The organism is Mesorhizobium sp. M0678 (genome assembly GCF_040320505.1).
Taxonomy (GTDB): domain Bacteria; phylum Pseudomonadota; class Alphaproteobacteria; order Rhizobiales; family Rhizobiaceae; genus Mesorhizobium.
The window spans coordinates 101510-118331 of record NZ_JAMYPT010000013.1 but is presented as its reverse complement, the minus strand read 5'-3'; the positions used below and the strand labels follow the sequence as shown (position 1 = coordinate 118331).

Annotated in this window: 20 protein-coding genes and 1 tRNA gene; 9 read left to right on the top strand and 12 right to left on the bottom strand. The window is 61.9% G+C overall.

Annotation, left to right across the window (positions count from 1 at the left end; all coding sequences use genetic code 11):
* Positions 1-15 precede the first annotated feature (15 nt).
* Positions 16-486: a hypothetical protein gene (locus NKI29_RS22480; protein WP_352568056.1), complete on the top strand. Its 471-nt coding sequence runs from the start codon at positions 16-18 to the stop codon at positions 484-486.
* Here NKI29_RS22480 and NKI29_RS22475 read toward each other — a convergent pair.
* Positions 481-557: transfer RNA gene (locus NKI29_RS22475), tRNA-Met, on the bottom strand. The genes NKI29_RS22480 and NKI29_RS22475 overlap by 6 nt on opposite strands.
* A 236-nt stretch (positions 558-793) precedes the next feature.
* On the opposite strand from NKI29_RS22475, the gene NKI29_RS22470 reads away from it, so the two are divergent.
* The gene (locus NKI29_RS22470; RefSeq protein ID WP_352452922.1) at positions 794-1768 is read left to right on the top strand and encodes a Gfo/Idh/MocA family protein; all 975 of its coding nucleotides are present in this window, start codon (positions 794-796) and stop codon (positions 1766-1768) included.
* 13 nt (positions 1769-1781) lie between these two features.
* Here NKI29_RS22470 and mnmA read toward each other — a convergent pair whose 3' ends face one another.
* A complete protein-coding gene (mnmA, locus tag NKI29_RS22465) occupies positions 1782-2972 on the bottom strand; it encodes a tRNA 2-thiouridine(34) synthase MnmA (protein WP_023679564.1) in 1191 nt (396 codons plus the stop codon).
* A gap of 261 nt (positions 2973-3233) precedes the next feature.
* Between mnmA and sciP the strand changes: the two genes are divergently transcribed.
* Positions 3234-3509, top strand: a complete 276-nt coding sequence (gene sciP, locus NKI29_RS22460; RefSeq protein ID WP_023679563.1) for a CtrA inhibitor SciP — start codon at positions 3234-3236, stop codon at positions 3507-3509.
* Positions 3510-3566: 57 nt separating this feature from the next.
* Here sciP and NKI29_RS22455 read toward each other — a convergent pair whose 3' ends face one another.
* Entirely contained in the window at positions 3567-4493 is a 927-nt protein-coding gene (locus NKI29_RS22455) for an NADP-dependent oxidoreductase (protein WP_352568055.1), read from the bottom strand.
* 93 nt (positions 4494-4586) lie between these two features.
* On the opposite strand from NKI29_RS22455, the gene NKI29_RS22450 reads away from it, so the two are divergent.
* Positions 4587-4982: a winged helix-turn-helix transcriptional regulator gene (locus tag NKI29_RS22450; RefSeq protein WP_352568054.1), complete on the top strand. Its 396-nt coding sequence runs from the start codon at positions 4587-4589 to the stop codon at positions 4980-4982.
* A 62-nt stretch (positions 4983-5044) separates the two neighbouring features.
* Here the strand turns inward: NKI29_RS22450 and NKI29_RS22445 are convergent, their stop codons facing one another.
* Positions 5045-5422, bottom strand: a complete 378-nt coding sequence (locus tag NKI29_RS22445; RefSeq protein WP_023719275.1) for a flagellar export protein FliJ — start codon at positions 5420-5422, stop codon at positions 5045-5047.
* Positions 5423-5873: 451 nt separating this feature from the next.
* Here NKI29_RS22445 and ctrA point away from each other — a divergent pair, with 451 nt between their 5' ends.
* Positions 5874-6569, top strand: coding sequence for a response regulator transcription factor CtrA (gene ctrA, locus NKI29_RS22440; RefSeq protein WP_006203583.1), 696 nt, complete (start codon positions 5874-5876; stop codon positions 6567-6569).
* Positions 6570-6673: 104 nt separating this feature from the next.
* Here ctrA and NKI29_RS22435 read toward each other — a convergent pair whose 3' ends face one another.
* Together NKI29_RS22435 and chpT are read right to left on the bottom strand one after the other, a co-directional pair.
* Positions 6674-7042 (bottom strand): response regulator, encoded by a 369-nt coding sequence (locus NKI29_RS22435; protein ID WP_023679559.1) that lies wholly within the window; start codon positions 7040-7042, stop codon positions 6674-6676.
* A 240-nt stretch (positions 7043-7282) separates the two neighbouring features.
* Positions 7283-7912: a histidine phosphotransferase ChpT gene (chpT, locus tag NKI29_RS22430; RefSeq protein WP_023679558.1), complete on the bottom strand. Its 630-nt coding sequence runs from the start codon at positions 7910-7912 to the stop codon at positions 7283-7285.
* Positions 7913-8251: 339 nt separating this feature from the next.
* On the opposite strand from chpT, the gene NKI29_RS22425 reads away from it, so the two are divergent.
* Both NKI29_RS22425 and NKI29_RS22420 read left to right on the top strand, forming a co-directional pair.
* The gene (locus tag NKI29_RS22425; protein ID WP_023679557.1) at positions 8252-8833 is read left to right on the top strand and encodes a DUF1134 domain-containing protein; all 582 of its coding nucleotides are present in this window, start codon (positions 8252-8254) and stop codon (positions 8831-8833) included.
* 147 nt (positions 8834-8980) lie between these two features.
* Entirely contained in the window at positions 8981-10144 is a 1164-nt protein-coding gene (locus NKI29_RS22420; RefSeq protein WP_352797248.1) for a coiled-coil domain-containing protein, read from the top strand.
* Positions 10145-10177: 33 nt separating this feature from the next.
* Here NKI29_RS22420 and NKI29_RS22415 read toward each other — a convergent pair whose 3' ends face one another.
* Entirely contained in the window at positions 10178-10975 is a 798-nt protein-coding gene (locus NKI29_RS22415; protein WP_352568052.1) for a TrmH family RNA methyltransferase, read from the bottom strand.
* 311 nt (positions 10976-11286) lie between these two features.
* On the opposite strand from NKI29_RS22415, the gene NKI29_RS22410 reads away from it, so the two are divergent.
* Complete coding sequence (locus NKI29_RS22410; protein ID WP_352568051.1) at positions 11287-12291, top strand: L,D-transpeptidase; 1005 nt, start codon at positions 11287-11289, stop codon at positions 12289-12291.
* 71 nt (positions 12292-12362) lie between these two features.
* Here the strand turns inward: NKI29_RS22410 and NKI29_RS22405 are convergent, their stop codons facing one another.
* The 4 genes from NKI29_RS22405 to NKI29_RS22390 form a co-directional block, all read right to left on the bottom strand.
* Positions 12363-12701 carry an ArsR/SmtB family transcription factor gene (locus NKI29_RS22405; protein WP_023679553.1) on the bottom strand — a complete coding sequence of 113 codons (339 nt, stop codon included), beginning with the start codon at positions 12699-12701 and terminating at the stop codon, positions 12363-12365.
* Between the two features lie 173 nt (positions 12702-12874).
* On the bottom strand, positions 12875-13636 hold the full coding sequence (locus NKI29_RS22400) for a HugZ family pyridoxamine 5'-phosphate oxidase (RefSeq protein ID WP_352586711.1): 762 nt from the start codon (positions 13634-13636) through the stop codon (positions 12875-12877).
* Between the two features lie 16 nt (positions 13637-13652).
* Entirely contained in the window at positions 13653-14414 is a 762-nt protein-coding gene (locus NKI29_RS22395) for a 3-hydroxyacyl-CoA dehydrogenase (RefSeq protein WP_023679551.1), read from the bottom strand.
* Positions 14415-14477: 63 nt separating this feature from the next.
* Positions 14478-15032 (bottom strand): GNAT family N-acetyltransferase, encoded by a 555-nt coding sequence (locus tag NKI29_RS22390; RefSeq protein ID WP_352568049.1) that lies wholly within the window; start codon positions 15030-15032, stop codon positions 14478-14480.
* A 282-nt stretch (positions 15033-15314) separates the two neighbouring features.
* On the opposite strand from NKI29_RS22390, the gene NKI29_RS22385 reads away from it, so the two are divergent.
* Entirely contained in the window at positions 15315-16304 is a 990-nt protein-coding gene (locus NKI29_RS22385; RefSeq protein WP_352568048.1) for a glutathione S-transferase family protein, read from the top strand.
* 10 nt (positions 16305-16314) lie between these two features.
* Here the strand turns inward: NKI29_RS22385 and NKI29_RS22380 are convergent, their stop codons facing one another.
* The gene (locus tag NKI29_RS22380) at positions 16315-16788 is read right to left on the bottom strand and encodes an ABZJ_00895 family protein (protein WP_352568047.1); all 474 of its coding nucleotides are present in this window, start codon (positions 16786-16788) and stop codon (positions 16315-16317) included.
* Positions 16789-16822: the final 34 nt, after the last annotated feature.

Sequence of the window (16822 nt, the reverse complement as noted above, 5' to 3'; positions counted from 1 at the left end):
CTCGGATTGCGCGTGATGGCGCCGGCGATGGGCCTTATCTCGGCCGGCCACTCGATTGGAGCCGCCGCGGGCTACAGGCCTTTTCAGGATCCGACCGGCACCTGGACCGTCAATGATGCTCGTACCGGGCGGCCCGCCGAGATGGGCAGCCGAACCATCGTTGGAATGAACCAGCACGATCCCGAGGAACTCGCCGATCTCCTCAACGGGCTGAATGCACAAAGGCAATCTGGTTCTGCGGACGGAATTTCTGAAGAAAGCGTAGGAGAGCCACCGCTGCGATGGGATGTTGTCTCGAGGCTTGTACGGGAGTGCAATCTAGAGCACCGAAACGTCATGGCCCTCGCAGCTATCGGATCGCCCTGTCTTGAGAGAAGCGCCCTGCTGCAAAACCGGGTGTCAAAATTGCAAAATCGCGCGACCCGCTACATGAGACGACTGGCACCGTACATCTCTATGTATCTGATTTTTCTTGGAATTTGGTAGCGGGAGAGGGACTTGAACCCCCGACCCCAGGATTATGATTCCCGTGCTCTAACCAACTGAGCTACCCCGCCAAGGCGGCGAAGGCCCGAAATCCAGCTTAAATCGGCAGGCATATCGGCGCGTTCGCCAAGGTCGCGCGGATATAAGGTTGCGAGGCCAAGCCTGTCAAGCATCGAAGTGGCTGCCGCGCCGGCATATTGCTGGCGCCTAAAGCTTTGCCGGGCAGACATTTGGGCGCACAGGCCGGGGTTGAGTTCAGCGAGGCACGTCGCTATGTCTCGGCCACGAAAGCCATGGTCATGAATTGATGAAACCGCGCATTGCAGTCCTCGGTTGCGGATACTGGGGCAGCAACCACATCCGCACCCTAAAGGCGCTCGGCGCGCTGCATGCGGTTTCGGACGTCAACCCCGCGCGTGCGGAGGGTTTTGCCAGCGAGCAGGATTGCCTGGCGATAGAGCCGGAGGCGCTGTTTGCCCGCGACGATGTCGACGCCATTGTCATGGCGCTGCCGCCGCAGTTCCATGCCGACATGGCGGTGCGCGCCGTGCTCGGCGGCAAGGACGTGCTGGTGGAGAAGCCGATCGCGCTGACGGTGGCCGATGCCGAACGCTCGGTGCAGGCGGCCGCCGATAATGGCCGTGTCTTCATGGTCGGCCACGTGCTGCGCTTTCATCCCGCCTTCGAGACGCTGAAGGCGCTGATCGACAATGGCGAACTCGGCGAAGTCCGCTACATCCATTCGCATCGGCTCGGCCTCGGCAAGTTCCACACCGAAAACGACGCGCTATGGGATCTGGCGCCGCACGATCTGTCGATGATCCTGGCCATCACCGGCACCGAACCGGTCGAAGTGCGCGGCGAAGGCGCTGCTCTTCTCGACAATCTCAGCGACTTTGCGCATCTGCACATGCGCTTTCCCAACGGCCTGCGCGGCCATCTGTTCGCCTCGCGGCTCAACCCTTACCGCGAACGGCGGCTGACCGTTGTCGGCACCAAGGCGATGGCGGTGTTCGACGATGTCGAGCCGTGGGAGCGCAAGCTTGCCGTCTATCGCCACGCGGTGTGGCAGGACAGCGGCCAATGGGCGTTCACCGCCAACGAGCCGTCCTATGTCGCGGTCGGTGAGGGCATGCCGCTGACGCGCGAGCTGGAGCATTTCATCCACTGCATCGAGACGCGGGCCGAACCGCGCACCAGCGGCGAGGAGGCCATCCGCGTGCTGCGCATCCTGACCGCCGGCACCGTCGCCCATACAAGGCCCGCCCATACAAGGCCCTAAAAGAAAACGCCGTCTATTCGGCGGGAACCCGCGCCGGCTGGACGGCAAGCCGCGTCAGCATCGCCTCGGCCTCGGCGCCGCGCTCGGAGCGCTCGATGAAGCCGCCGCCGAACACGCGCGCCTCGTTGCCATCGTCGGAATAGAGCACGCAAGCCTGACCGGGCGCGATGCCGGATTCGCCGTCGACCAGTTCCACCGAAGTGACACCGGCGCGGTGATGCAGCACGGCCGGGCGCGGCGGCCGCGTCGAGCGCACCTTGGCGAAAAGCTCAAGCCCGGCCGCCGGGATAGCGGTCAGCGGGCCATCGCCCAGCCAGTTCATGTTGCGCAAGAAGATCTTGTGGGTCTCCAGCGCCTCGCGCGGGCCGACGACGACGCGGGCCCGGTCGGCGTCGAGATGAACGACGTAGAGCGGCTCGCCCGAGGCGATGCCGATGCCGCGGCGCTGACCGACGGTGTAGCGCAAAATGCCCTCGTGGCGGCCAAGCACGCGCCCGTCTATATGGACGATGTCGCCCGGATTGGCGGCAGCCGGCTTCAGCTTGGCGATGATGTCGGAATATTTGCCCTGCGGCACGAAGCAGATGTCCTGGCTGTCCTGCTTGGCCGCAACCGTCAGTCCCATCTCCTCGGCGATGGCGCGAACCTCAGGCTTCGACAGGCCGCCGAGCGGAAAACGCAGATAGTCGATCTGCGCCTGGGTGGTGGCGAACAGGAAGTAGCTCTGGTCGCGGTCGGCGTCGACCGGCCGGTAAAGCGCGCGGTGGGCGCCATTGGCGCCGGAACGGATGTAGTGGCCGGTCGCCAGCGCGTCGGCGCCGAGTTCCTTGGCGGTCGCAAGAAGGTCGGCGAATTTCACCGTCTGATTGCAGGAAACGCAAGGGATCGGCGTTTCGCCGGCGACATAGCTCTCGGCGAACGGGTCGATCACCGCCTTGCGGAAGCGCTCCTCGTAATCGAGGACGTAATGCGGGATGCCGAGCGTCTCGGAGACGCGGCGGGCATCGTCGATGTCCTGGCCGGCGCAGCATGAGCCGGCCCGGTGCGTCGCCGCGCCGTGGTCATAAAGCTGCAGCGTGACGCCGACGACGTCGTAGCCCTCGCGCTTCAGGAGGCCGGCAACGACCGACGAATCGACACCGCCCGACATGGCGACGACGACGCGGGTGTTTTCGGGGCGTCCGGGAAGATCGAGGCTGTTCATGGTTCTTTCGTTCTGCGCGGCGCTTCAATGCCAATGGCCGGAATATAGGTCAAGCGTCTCGGCTGCGCCAGCTTTGCCGGACCGGCTCATTTTTCCTGCCGGGTTCAATGCGCTTGCCGGCAGATGTTTCAAATGCCGATGAAAAGGCTAACGCCGCGTTCATGATCCTTACCTAACCATTAGGGTCTGCTTAGGCAAATTTTAAAGCTGTGGCGGTAATGTGGTGGGGATTGGGTCTTTGAGTTTTTTGTAGAGAGTACGATGACCGATCTAATTAGACCGCGAGTCAAATATGTTATCGGGCCAGACGGCAGCCCACTTACCATCGCCGATCTGCCGCCGACAAACACACGTCGCTGGGTTATCCGGCGCAAGGCGGAAGTGGTGGCGGCGGTGCGTGGCGGGCTTTTGAGCCTCGAAGAGGCATGCCAGCGCTACAAGCTCACCACCGAGGAATTCCTGTCCTGGCAAGCGTCGATCGACGAATACGGCCTTGCCGGCCTGCGCACCACGCGCATCCAGCAATACCGGCATTAGGCCGATAAGGGCGCTGATCAGCGCCCTTACGTTTGCGAGGGGCGACGATCTGCAATTTCAGACCGTCAGCACCACCTTGCCGATCGGCCTGGTGGCGAGAAAGGCATGGGCGGCACCGGCCTGTTCGAGCGGAAACGCCTTTGCCACGTGGACGGCCAGCTTTTTCGCGTCGATCAATTTGCCGAGCTCCACCAGAGCGGCACGGTCGGGCACTACGGACATGCGCTCGACGCGGATGCCTCGCGTCCTGGCCTTTGCCTTGGTGGCATCGCTGACATCGAGCAGCGACACCAGAACGCCGCCGGCCGTGAGCACTTTCAGTGATTGCTCCGCATGCACGCCGCCGAACGGGTCCAGAACCAGATCGATGTCGCGGGCCTTCCCGGTGAAATCATCCCTTGTGTAGTCGATCACCTCGTCGGCGCCGAGCGAGCGGACGAAATCGAGCTTTTCCGGGCTGGCGGTCGCGACGACGTGAGCGTCGTGCGCCTTGGCGATCTGCACCGCCAGATGGCCGACGCCGCCGGCTCCGGCGTGGATCAGCACGCGCTTGCCAGAATCGAGCCGGCCATGGCGGACAAGGCCTTGCCAGGCCGTCAGGCCGGCCAGCGGCAGCGCGGCGGCTTGCGCGTGATCTATGCCTTCAGGTTTCGGCGCAAGCTCATCAGCCGGGACAGCGGCGAGTTCGGCGTAGGCTGCCGCCTGTTTGGGAAAGCGCGTCATGCCGAACACGGCATCGCCGACCTTGAGGCCGGAGACGCCGGAGCCCAGCGCCTCGACAACTCCCGAAACGTCCCAGCCAAGGACAAAAGGCGGCTCGCCGAGCAGCGGATAGTGGCCGCCGCGCACCGCACCATCGACCGGATTGATGCCGGCCGCCTCGATGCGGACGAGCACTTCGCCGGCCTCGGGTGATGGCGCGGGGCGATCGGCAATGACGAGGACGTCGGGTCCGCCGAAGGAATTCTGGATAATGGCACGCATGGAAGGCTCTCCTGCTGGTTTTGATGTACCACTATCATTTGGATAGGTACATTCTCTTGTCTAGTATGTACCTTTTTGATATATACGCACCTCATGGATAGTGAAGATGTTTCCCCTTTCGGCTATGACGCCTTTCGGCGGTCGTGCCCGTCACACGCCGTGCTCGAGACGCTCGCCAGCAAATGGGTCTACCTGGTGATCTGTGCGCTGCGCCGCGGCCGGCTCCGCAACGGCGAATTGGCGCGCAAGCTCGAAGGCATCACGCCGAAAATGCTGGCGCAGACGCTGCGTATCCTCGAACGCGACGGCCTTGTGCGGCGCGAAATCTTCCCGGTCATTCCGCCGCGGGTCGAATACGAGCTGACCGAACTTGGCCAGAACCTGGCAGGACTGCTCAATCAGATCAGAGCCTGGTCGGAGCAGCATGTGCCCGACATCAAAAATGCGCGCGCACGGGCGGCGGAACAGCAAGAAGATCTGGATGCCTGAGGCGGGCACAGTTCGGTGCGCAGCAATAGCGCTCAAGCGCGACGCGCGTTAAAGTCTTGTTTTCAGCCGATCATGGCGCTGCGGCCGCCGGCTTCCGTGTCGCGCGCCTTGGTGTCGCGCGATTCCAGCATCTCGGCCTTGGAAAGCTCCGCTTCGGCTTCGCTCAACAATGATTCGGCGACATTTCGCTGCTGGGCGAGGTCGCTTTGCGAATTTCTAAGGTTGTCGCGGCGCAGGCGTGCCGCCTTGGCGAAGGTCGGATAAGCAAAATGATTGATGTCGGTGATGCCGGCCTTCTTCTCTTCGGCGGCGATCTGAAGTTCCAGCTCGACGGCCATGCGCTCGAATTCGGCGATCATCATGTCGAGCTGCAGCAGTTGCCGCCGCTTCTCGCTCACCTGAAATTGCTTCAGCCGAACGAGGTTTTCACGTGACTTCATGATTCGGTACTCCCGGAAACGCACACCTGCACATATCGTCCAATTCACCCGGCAAGGCCCAGGCTTGACCCGTTTCCACCGGCTTTCCCCGAACTATGGGAAACAAACTCCTAAAGTTTTTTGCCGGCGGTAACCATTCGTTTACGGGCATTGTTAATCATACGGCTCAGGACTTAAGGGCGGGTAAAAATTCTGCTTCTCGTCGCGAAACCTGGCCAACGAGTCCGAAGAGTCACTTAGTCTGGCTTATTAATGTGCCGCATTAACGGTTTGGGTCTGTGATTCGTTATTGGATTCAACAAGGTGTAGAAAGGGGTTAAAAAATCTGATACCGTCACGGACGGGGAATTAGGTTTTATTAACCATTCGATGGCAGCCTCTGCTCAGGGCAATCACTGCTCCGGTCCTGGACGGGTCGTGAAATGGTCCGGCAGCAGAAAAGGGGAATGAAATGCGCGTTCTGCTGATAGAAGACGACAGTGCAACCGCACAAAGCATCGAGCTGATGCTGAAATCAGAAAGTTTCAATGTCTATACGACCGACCTTGGCGAAGAGGGTGTCGATCTAGGCAAGCTTTATGATTACGACATCATTCTCCTCGACCTCAACCTCCCCGACATGTCGGGCTACGAAGTGTTGAGAACACTCCGCCTTTCCAAGGTGAAGACGCCGATCCTCATCCTCTCCGGCATGGCCGGCATCGAGGACAAGGTGCGCGGCCTCGGCTTCGGCGCCGACGATTACATGACCAAGCCCTTCCACAAGGACGAACTGGTCGCCCGCATCCATGCCATCGTGCGGCGTTCCAAGGGCCATGCCCAGTCGGTCATCACCACCGGCGACCTGGTGGTCAATCTCGATGCCAAGACCGTTGAAGTCGGTGGCCAGCGCGTCCATCTGACCGGCAAGGAATATCAGATGCTGGAACTGCTCTCGCTGCGCAAGGGCACCACGCTGACCAAGGAAATGTTCCTCAACCATCTCTATGGCGGCATGGATGAGCCGGAGCTGAAGATCATCGACGTCTTCATCTGCAAGCTGCGCAAGAAGCTCGACGCCGCGTCTGGCGGGCAGAATTACATCGAGACCGTCTGGGGCCGCGGCTATGTGCTGCGTGAGCCTGAAGATATCCGGGTCAGCGCCTGAAGCAAGGGCATGATCCCAAAATGGGCGCCGGCTTTCGGAAAACAACCTGGTAAAACAACGAGATAGAGCTCATCCGATTTTCGTCGGAATGGAACAGGCTCTGATCAGGCGGCAATCTTCAAGGCGCGGAAGCACTCGAGCAGTTGCGGCCGGTTGAACGGCTTCAGCAGGTAGCCCTGGGCGCCGGCGCGCTTTGCCCGCATGATCGCCCCGACGTCGACCTCGACCAGCGAAATCAAAACTTGCGGCACTACCGGGCTTTCCATGGCGCGCACGCGGCGGATGAGGTCCTGCGCCTGCATGTCCGGCAAGGCGCCGTCGACGACGATGATATCAGGCATGTCGACCGCGCACATCTCGATCGCCTCATGGCCGCTGGCGGCTTCGATCACCATCATGCCGGAACCGCCCAGGATACGCCTTGCAACCTTCCTGATGACGCTCGAATTGTCGACGAACATGCAGCGTTTCATTCCCGGACCCTCTTTGCCATGCGGCAAACCGACAGCGTCGTGGCATCTGCCGGGGAACATAGGCCGATCTGGTAAAGAAGCCGAAAAGCCGTTAGGTAAAATTTTCCTGAAGGTGTTTTTTAGTGAAATATTCTTTCGCAATGCTTCACGCAATCAATCTGCAAGCCGGTCTCACAGATGTTAAGACGACGCCGCAAATATGATTTGGAGAAAAATACTTTTCCGGCTCTTAGCAGAACTTCAGACTGCAGAAAGGACGATCTCGTCGGCGGTCGCATGGATCGAAATCGTCATGTTGGCTTCGCGGGCCAGGAGCAGCGTGTAATAGGGCTGCACCGAATGCGCGTCGATCGGCTCTTCCGGCCTGTGGCCGGAATGCAATTCCAGGAATTTGGGCGGCACGCGGAGCATCGGGCCGCTCGCCGCGAGCGCAAAGCGCGGCTCGGTCTCCAGGTTCTCCAGCGTGACCACCAGCCTGCCGCCGCGCGGAATGGCGGCGTTAGCGACGAGGATGAGATTGAGCAGCAGCTTGACCTTGTTCTTGGGCAACAGTGCGCGGGTTCCGTTCCAGATCAGTTCCGGCTTCTCGTTCTTCAGGAAGGCGATGGCCACGGCCTCGGCGTCCCCGGTGTCGATCAGCATGCCGGCGGAACCGGCAGCGCCGAAGGCGATGCGGGCGAATTGCAGGCGGGCGGAGGCGTTTTTGGCGCTTTGGCGGATCAGCTTCATGGCGTCTTCGTCGGCGCCGCCTTCGTCGAGCAGCTCAAGCCCGTTGTTTATGGCGCCGACCGGCGAAATGATGTCGTGGCAGACCCGGCTGCACAGCAGCGCTGCCAGATCGGGTGCGGAAAGGGTGAAAAGCTCGGCCATCGGCAAAAATCCCTGCAAATTTCACAACACAATGACCGGGCGATCATGATCACGCCTGTCCACACGAATCACGCTCTCTCCCAAGCATTCTGAATACACAGCGCTTGTGCGTGCAGCAACAAATCCGAAATCATGATTGTCGAAAATGGCGTGTTCACGCAGCAGGGTGCTGCGCGGGCGATGTGAAACAGCCTTCGAACCGCCATCTTCATGTGGGAGTTTAATGGTTGAAAAAGGATTACGGCATAGTTTGCCCCTAACAGTCATCCTTAACGGCCGCCAAAGAGCCGTACGGGTGCGAGGCGTCGGCGAAAGTGCTCCCTGACGGAGATTGGAAGCATGGTTTCCCGATTCTACGACCGGACTTTTTTCCGTGTCATCTCAATGACGATCGCCCTCATCGGCCTTGTCGCCTTTTCGGCATCGGCCGCGCGGGCGCAGGAATACACCGCGCAGGAGATCGTCGATTCCGGTCATAAATTCTTCGGCGCTACATCGGGCGGGCTCGCCACCGTCGTCGAGAAGATTTTCGCCACCTATGGCCTGCCGAACGGCTATCTGCTCGGCGAAGAGGGGTCCGGGGCGCTGATCGGTGGCCTGACCTATGGCGAAGGCACGCTCTACACCAAGAATGCCGGCGACCACAAAGTGTTCTGGCAAGGCCCGTCGCTCGGCTGGGATTTCGGCGGCGAGGGCTCGCGCGTCATGATGCTGGTCTACAATCTCGACGATGTGAGCAGCCTCTATAATCGTTTTGGCGGCGTCGCCGGCTCCGCCTATGTCGTCGCCGGCGTCGGCTTCAACGTGCTGAAGAACAACAATGTGCTGCTCGTGCCGATCCGTACCGGCGTCGGCGCTCGTCTCGGCGTCAATCTCGGCTACCTCAAGCTCACCCAGCGCGCGACCTGGAATCCGTTCTGACCTGCATGATGGCGCCACTGCGATTGGCCCTGTGATCCCACGGTCTGAGCTTTGCCGCGGCATACTCTTGCCGTGGCGCCGGATTTCCGTCATGCGAAGATGGCAAAGTCGACCTTTGGCGGTTGCCATGCACAACGGATAGTCATCTTGGTCCAGTCGATCCTGTTCTTTGTCCTCGGCTTTCTCTGCGCGGGCTTTCTGGCGCTGATGATTGCTCCGGCCGTGTGGCGGCGGGCGGTGGCGCTGACGCGCAAGCGCGTCGAGGGCTCGATGCCGTTGACGCTGGCCGAGATCCAGGCGGACAAGGATCGCATTCGCGCCGAGTTCGCCGTTTCGGTGCGCCGGCTTGAAATGACCGCCAAATCATTGCGCGAGAAGGCCGCCGAACAGCTGGTCGAGATCGGCCGCGACCGCGAAGCCCTGAAGGAATTGGCGGCCGAGCGACAGGACAAGAACCGGGTCGTCGCCGATCTTACAGCCAGCGGCGAGGAGCTTCGCAAGCGCGATGAGCAGCTGCAGCAGCTGTCGGAACGGCTTGCGGAGACCGAGCGCGCCCTCGAAAAGCGCGGGCTCGAACTGCGGAAACTGGAGCACATGTATGACGACGCCAGTTTTTCATCCAGCAGCCGGCAGATCGAACTGGTGGCGCGCGAGTCCGAGCTGCAGAAGTTGGCGAGCGACATTTCGCTGCTGCGTGGCCAGCGCAAGGAGGCGGACAGGCGCAGCCAGGAATTGGCAGCCGAAAGCAAGGTTTTGCGGGACGCGTTGAAGGCCGAGAAGAAAAGAACCGGCGACCTGGAAAAGAAGGTCGAACGCCTGCTCGCCTCGCTGGCCGATCGCGAGGACAGGCTGGAGCGCCGCGAGAAGGAACTGGTGCGCCTTCGCGAAAAGCCGAAAGGCGCTGAAAGGACGCCTGCGGTGGGTCTTGCCGGCGTGTCAGGCAGTCAGGTCAATGTGGCCGCCAACGGCGACATCGAACAGACAACCGCCAAGCTCGATGCCGACCGCGAGCGGCTGGAGGCCAGGCTGACGTCGCTGGCACGCGAGAACAGGCGGCTGAAGACAGATCTTGCTGCCGTCGAAACATCGAAATCGCGGACCGGAGACGATACCGGCAGCGCCAGCGCCGCATTGCGCGAAGAGATGAACGATCTGGCGGCGCAAGTCGTGGCCTTGACGGCAAAGCTCGACGGGCCGGATTCACCGATCGCCCGGGCGCTTGCAGCGCCTGAGGATCCGCGGCCGGGGAGCGGCGGACGCAGCCTTGCCGATCGGGTGCGGGCGCTGCAGAAGGCCGCTTCGACCGACTGAGATGCCGCCACTTGGCCGCAAAATGCCCGACTCTCAAATTCCGGAAAAATGATGAAGTGCGATGGCTGACGCGGCGGCGACGTTCAGGCTGTCGAAACCTTGCGCCATGCCGATCCGCAGCGTCTGCAGGCGGGCAAGCAGGCTTTCCGGCAGCCCTTCGCCCTCGGTGCCGAGATAGAGCGCCAGCCGGCCGTTTCTCTTGGCGTCGCGAATGTCGGTCTGCCCGCGCGGCGACAAGGCGAATTGGCTGAAGCCTTGCCGGTCGAGCATTGCGGTGCAGCCGGCGGCGTCGGCAAAGGAGGCGAAGGGAATTTTCAAGGCGGCGCCGACCGAGACGCGGATTGCCTTGCGGTACAGCGGATCGCAGCAGGTTGGATCGAGAAGCACGGCATCCGCGCCAAAGGCGGCGGCATTGCGGAAGATTGAGCCGATATTGTCATGATTGGCGATGCCGACCAGCACCACGATCAGCGCGCGGGCGGGCAGTGCGCCGAGCAAAGCTTCAGCGGAGACGGCCGCGCCCTTGCGGCCGATCGCCAATATGCCGCGATGCATGTGGAATCCGGCAATCCTGTCGATGACTTCGCCGGATGCGACATAGATCGGAAGCCCGGCAGGCGCCTTGCGCAGGACGTCATCGAGGCCGGCCAGCCGGTTCTCGAGCACCAGCACCGATTCTGCCTCGAAGCGACGGGCGGCAAGCAGCGTGTCGAGCACCACCTTGCCTTCGGCGACGAAACGGCCCTGCCGGCCGGCAAGATCGCGTTCCCGGATGTCGAGATAGGCGGCGACGCGAGGATCCTGCGGGTCGTCTATGCGGATCGGATTCATGGCTTCCTCGGCGGACCCTGGCGTCGGCCGCGAATCGGGATTCGGATTCGGAAGGCACGATGCCGGATCCGAAGCTCTGATATATCTCAGCGTCCAAATGGATGCACGCCGTTCTAACGGTCAAATCCAATCACTAGGCGCCGGGCGGAGACGCCCTGCCTGGCCTCCTGGCGGCACGGCGATATTTGATTTCCGCGGCACGGCTCTTTGGCCAAGCCGCTTCAATGCAGAATTTCGATGGGCGAAGGAACCACACAGGGCCATGCCGCGTCATAGAGGCGGGCTCCTGCTGCGGTCCTGGGAGGACATCGATGATCAGGCTCCTCCTCGTCTTTGCCGCCACGCTTGCCCTCGCATGCGGCGTGGCTCGCGCGGCCAAGCTTGATCCAGCCACCGTCAATCAGGCCCAATTCACTATCGGCGAACCGAAGGGTGTCGATCCGATGCTGCTGAAGGCGCAGATCCTTCTGGATCGCGCCCGCTTCTCGCCGGGCCTCATCGACGGTCGCCTTTCCCAGAACTTCGCCAAAGCCGTCGCCGCGTTTCAGGCGGCAAACGGACTTCCGCCCGATGGCAAGCTCAGTCCACAAACCTGGAGCAAACTCATCGCAACCTCCGCCAAGCCGGTGCTGGTGACCTATGAGGTGATGCGCAAGGATGTGCGCGGACCTTTCACCAGGCGTATTCCGGCTCGCTTGGAGAGGATGGCCCGCTTGCGGCGGCTCGGCTATCGCAATGCGGTGGAGAGGTTGGCTGAGCGCTTCCACGTCAGCGAACAATTGCTGCGAATGCTCAATCCGGGCACCAGCCTCAGGAAACCAGGCAGGACGTTGGTGGTGCCTGATGTCAGCAGGGGCGACCCTCCCGCCGGCGTTGCCGTCGTCGAGGTCGACAAGGGCGCCCGCCTGGTGCGTGTGCTCGACCGTGCCGGCAAATGGCTGGCGGTCTACCCCGCCTCGATTGGGAGCGAGGAGAAGCCGGCGCCAAGCGGCATGGCGGAGGTCAGGCGCGTGGTGCACAACCCTACCTATCACTACGATCCGGACTTCGCTTTCAAGGGGGTCAAGACCAAGCGGCCCTTCACCATCGCTGCCGGGCCGAACAACCCCGTGGGATCGGTCTGGATCGATCTCTCCATCGAAAGCTACGGCATCCACGGCACGCCCGAACCGGGCAAGATCGGCACCACCTTTTCGCATGGCTGCATCCGGTTGACCAATTGGGATGCCGAAGACCTTGCCTCCATGGTGCAGCCGGGCACGAAGGTCGAGTTCAAGGACGAGATTGCGCAGGCCGCCGACGAGCGCGTTCAGTAGCAAAGCGGACTTGGCAGCAAAGCGGACTTGGCAGCAAGGCGGATTTGGCGGGGCATTCTCCGCCCGGCCGCTCAGGTCCCGGCGCGACGCAGCCGGTGAGCCATCTGCGACAGTTCACCTTCGCCGAAAATGCCGTCCAGCATGTGCAGCAATTCGCGCACCGCCGCGGACTTGCAGGAATAATAAATCATTTGCCGGTCGCGGCGGGTCTCGACAAGGTCGGAAGCCCTGAGCTTGGCCAGATGCTGTGACAGGGCGGATTGGCTGAGCGATACCTTCTCGGCTATGGCGCCGACCGACATCTCGCCCTCGGCCAGATAGCTCATGATCAACAAACGTTTTTCGTTGCCCATCAGCGTCAGAAACGCAGCCGCGGTTCCGGCGTTGGCGACTAGCTTGTTCGAGACCATAGATCCCCCATGCCTTCTTGCTCATCCGCCGCTATGGGGGCAATAGCGTCGGATTCCATAGACTTTCCCTATAGATGCACGCCAGCGATTCAGCGTCACTCGCAAAGGTAGAACATTTCGCTCAAATCTCAAGGCTTGCTTTCCATGCAAGCCGATTAACCGTGCGGCTGTGATTATTTTGCCGATCGGGCAGCCTTGGCCATGTCGATCAGGACAGGCCTGAGGTCGCGCGCCGCTCTCAGCGGCTCGGGGAAGAAAACCCGACAGACATTGTCGCCCGATATCAGATCCATCCCGTCGGCGTCGAACCCGGTGACGATCCAGCCGTCGCTCTCGGCCCCGCCGAAATGACTTGCGTAGAGGGCAATCGCATCGAGATGGTCGGCGTTCATGTGGTCGAGCGCCGATTGCTCCCCGGCGGCAAGCTCTTCGACGATCGCTCCCGTCGCGACCAGATCGGTGCGGTCGAGCAGATAGGCCTTGCCGAAGCCGCCGTTCAGGCTGGCGCGCTCCGGTTCGAGCCGGAAGATCGAGAAGTCGCCGAGCCCGGCATAGAGTTTTGCCTTGGGATTGCGGTTGAGGTAGCGCCGCTCGGCGCGGGCGTGCTCGTTCGAGCCGCGTTCCAGCCGCACGGCGCGGCAGACGAGCGTCAATCGCGGATGCGCCAGCGGATCGCCCTTGCCGGGTTCGCCGACGAGCAACGAGCAGCGCGGGTCGGCAAGGATGGCGCCGGTATGGGCGGACAGCATCGATACCAGGATCAACGGCGTGCCGTCGATGTCTGTGGCGACGCCGACCCGGCTGGCCAGCGGCGAACCGGTTCCCGGTTCGAGCACTGCCAACGCGCCGAAACGGGCGCTGCGGATCAGCGTCTTTGCCAGCCTGATCGCCTCGGTATCGGTCGCGCGGATCACGTCTTTCCTGGGTTCGTCCAAGGCATCACCGTCGCATTTATTTCGGCGCCATGCGGATGGCGCCGTCGAGGCGAATGGTCTCGCCGTTGAGCATCTGGTTCTCGATGATGTGCAAGGCAAGTGCCGCGTATTCCGAAGGCTCGCCCAAACGGGAAGGGAAGGGCACAGCGGCGCCGAGCGAATCCTGCACCTCCTGCGGCATGCCGGCCATCATCGGCGTCCTGAAGATGCCGGGTGCGATGGTGCAGACGCGAATGCCGGAGCGGGCGAGATCGCGCGCCACCGGCAGCGTCATGCCGACGACGCCGGCCTTGGACGCGGAATAGGCAGCCTGGCCGATCTGGCCGTCATAGGCTGCGACCGATGCGGTGTTGATAATAACGCCGCGCTCGCCGCCCTGCAGCGGTTCGAGCCTGGCGGTCCGGTCGGCGACCAGGCGGATCATGTTAAAGGTGCCGATCAGATTGACCTCGATCACCTTGCGGTATTGATCGAGCGGATGCGGTCCGTCCTTGCCGATCGTCTTCATGCCGACAACGATGCCGGCGCAATTGACCAGGATGCGCGGTGCGCCGAGCGTCTCTGCCGCTTCCGCGACTGCGGCGGCACCGCTCTCGGCGTCGCTCACATCGCATCGGACGGCGATGCCGCCGATGTCAGCCGCCACCTTGGCCGCACGCTCGATGCCGAGATCGAGGACGGCAACCCTGGCGCCGCCGGCGGCAAGAGCGCGCGCCGTCGCCTCGCCAAGGCCGGAGCCGCCACCGGTGACGATCGCAATCTGGCCGTTCGGGTTCATCTCGACGTCCTCCTCCGTGCCCAGACTATGCCGCGAAGCCACCGTGCGACAGCACCGGCACGGTCATGCCATCGCGGCGATGTGCGCGGCAATCCTTGCCTGGTCGGCGTGGCAAACCTCGCCCGCCAGCCTCGCCACCGCGCCCGGCACGATCTCGTGCGCCAAAAGCCGGTCGGGGTCGACCGGACGCGGCATCGAGATCTGCCCACGCGGCAGCCTTTTGAAGCCGAGCGGGCCGTAATAGGGTTCGTCGCCGACCAGCATCACCGCCGGCGCGCCGGCCTTGGCGGCGGCTTCCAGCGCGATTGCCACCAGCCGGCGGCCGATGCCGAGATTTTTGAAGGCCGGCCGCACGGCGAGCGGCCCGAGCATCAGCGCGCGGCCGGCACCGGCGGCGATGCGCGTCATCCGTACCGAGGCGACGACGATTGCGCCGTCGACAGCCACGAAGGACAAAGCCCGCTCATGCGGGCCAGCTTGGCGGATCTTGTAGGCGGCAAGCACGAAACGGCCCGGCCCGAAGGCCTCGTTGTTGATGGCTTCGATTTCAGGATCATGCGCCGGAGTTTCCGGCAGGTATTTCACGTCGGCCAGGTATTTCAAGTCGGCAAGGCTCATGGTCTTTGCGTTCCGGTATACGAGGAAAGGTTTGCTGCAAGCGGCAGCGTTCGCCAGTCAGCGCTTCATCAAGCGCGGGCGCTCTTTCGTCGTCGGTCGAACCGGATCACGGCAAAGTCAAACATGCGGATTGTCCGCTAGCACCAATTTTCAGCCGCCGCAATCGGCCCGCGCACCCGACACGCACTCGACGACGCAGCCGTTGACGATCTGTTCAGCGTCGGGGATTTCCGCGGCGCCGCTTGGTGCCCTACATCGGGTAGGAACGCGAAAGGATATTGCATGGGATTGCTAGTCGAAGGCCAATGGCAGGACCGCTGGTACGATACCGGGGAGAGCGGCGGCAAGTTCGTGCGGGCGCAGTCGCAGTGGCGCGACTGGGTGACCCGCGACGGCGCGCCGGCCGAAGGGCGAAAACGCGGCTTCAAGGCCGAGCCCGGCCGCTATCACCTCTATGTCTCGCTCGCCTGCCCGTGGGCGCATCGGACGCTGATCTTTCGCGTGCTCAAAAAACTCGAGGACGTGATTTCCGTCTCGGTCGTCCATCATTTCATGGGCGCCGACGGCTGGACGTTCCTGGCCGAGGACGGCGCCACCGGCGACACGCTCTACGGCCTTGATTTCCTGCACCAGATCTACACCAGGGCCGATCCCGGCTATTCGGGCCGGGTCACCGTTCCCGTGCTGTGGGACAAACGCGAGCAGACCATCGTGTCCAACGAATCCGCCGAGATTGTCCGCATGCTCAATTCGGCGTTCGACGAATGGGGAGATGCCAGGCTCGATTTCTATCCGCAACCGCTGCGCGGCGAGATCGATGCGATCAATGCGCTGGTCTATCCCGCGGTCAACAACGGCGTCTACCGTGCCGGCTTCGCCACCACGCAGGCAGCCTACGAGGAGGCATTCGGCGAATTGTTCTCGGCGCTCGACATGCTGGAGGACCGTCTGTCAAGGCAGCGCTATCTCGTCGGCGGCCGCATTACCGAGGCCGACTGGCGGCTGTTCACGACACTGGTCCGCTTCGACCCGGTCTATGTCGGCCATTTCAAGTGCAATCTGCGCCGCATCGCCGACTATCCGAACCTGTCGAATTACCTGCGCGACCTCTACCAGGTGCCAGGCGTCGCCGGCACGGTGAATTTGCACCACATCAAGGCGCATTATTACAGCAGCCACGAGACGATCAACCCGACGCGCATCGTGCCGGTCGGGCCGGAGCTGGACTACGCCGCGCCGCACGACCGCGCGCGCTTCAGGAAGGCTGCGTGAGACCGGCGACCTAGCGGAAGGTTTCGGAGTCCATCTTTGCCCTTCTAACGAGTTCAGCTTTCAATATGGTATTTCCAAATCGATTGGAGTAGCCGAGCGACGTTGCAAGGAACGCAACGATGCCGCCGATCATGACGGCCAGGACCGACGTCTGGGGCGGGATTGCGCGTAACAATCCCGACGGCAGAAGCACAGCCATTCCCAAAATCATTTCTATCAGGGTTGAGAAGCCGACCATTTTCCAGAATTCAGTGCGAGTAAAAAGCTGAGCATGTCGCTTTATAAAAACGAAATATGTCATGAATGCCGCAACTAATTGTATTGCGAATTGGATGAATCTTCCAATTTTTGCTAACATATATGGATCTATCGCAAGAACTATTGTAGAAATTAAGGCTACCACAGAAAATGTTATCACATAAATTCCCGTGTACAGTGATACATAGAGCGCGATTCTAAATCTATCGTTTTGGCTGTGTGGCATTTTTTCTCCTCATCGCTCAGCATTTATCTCTCTG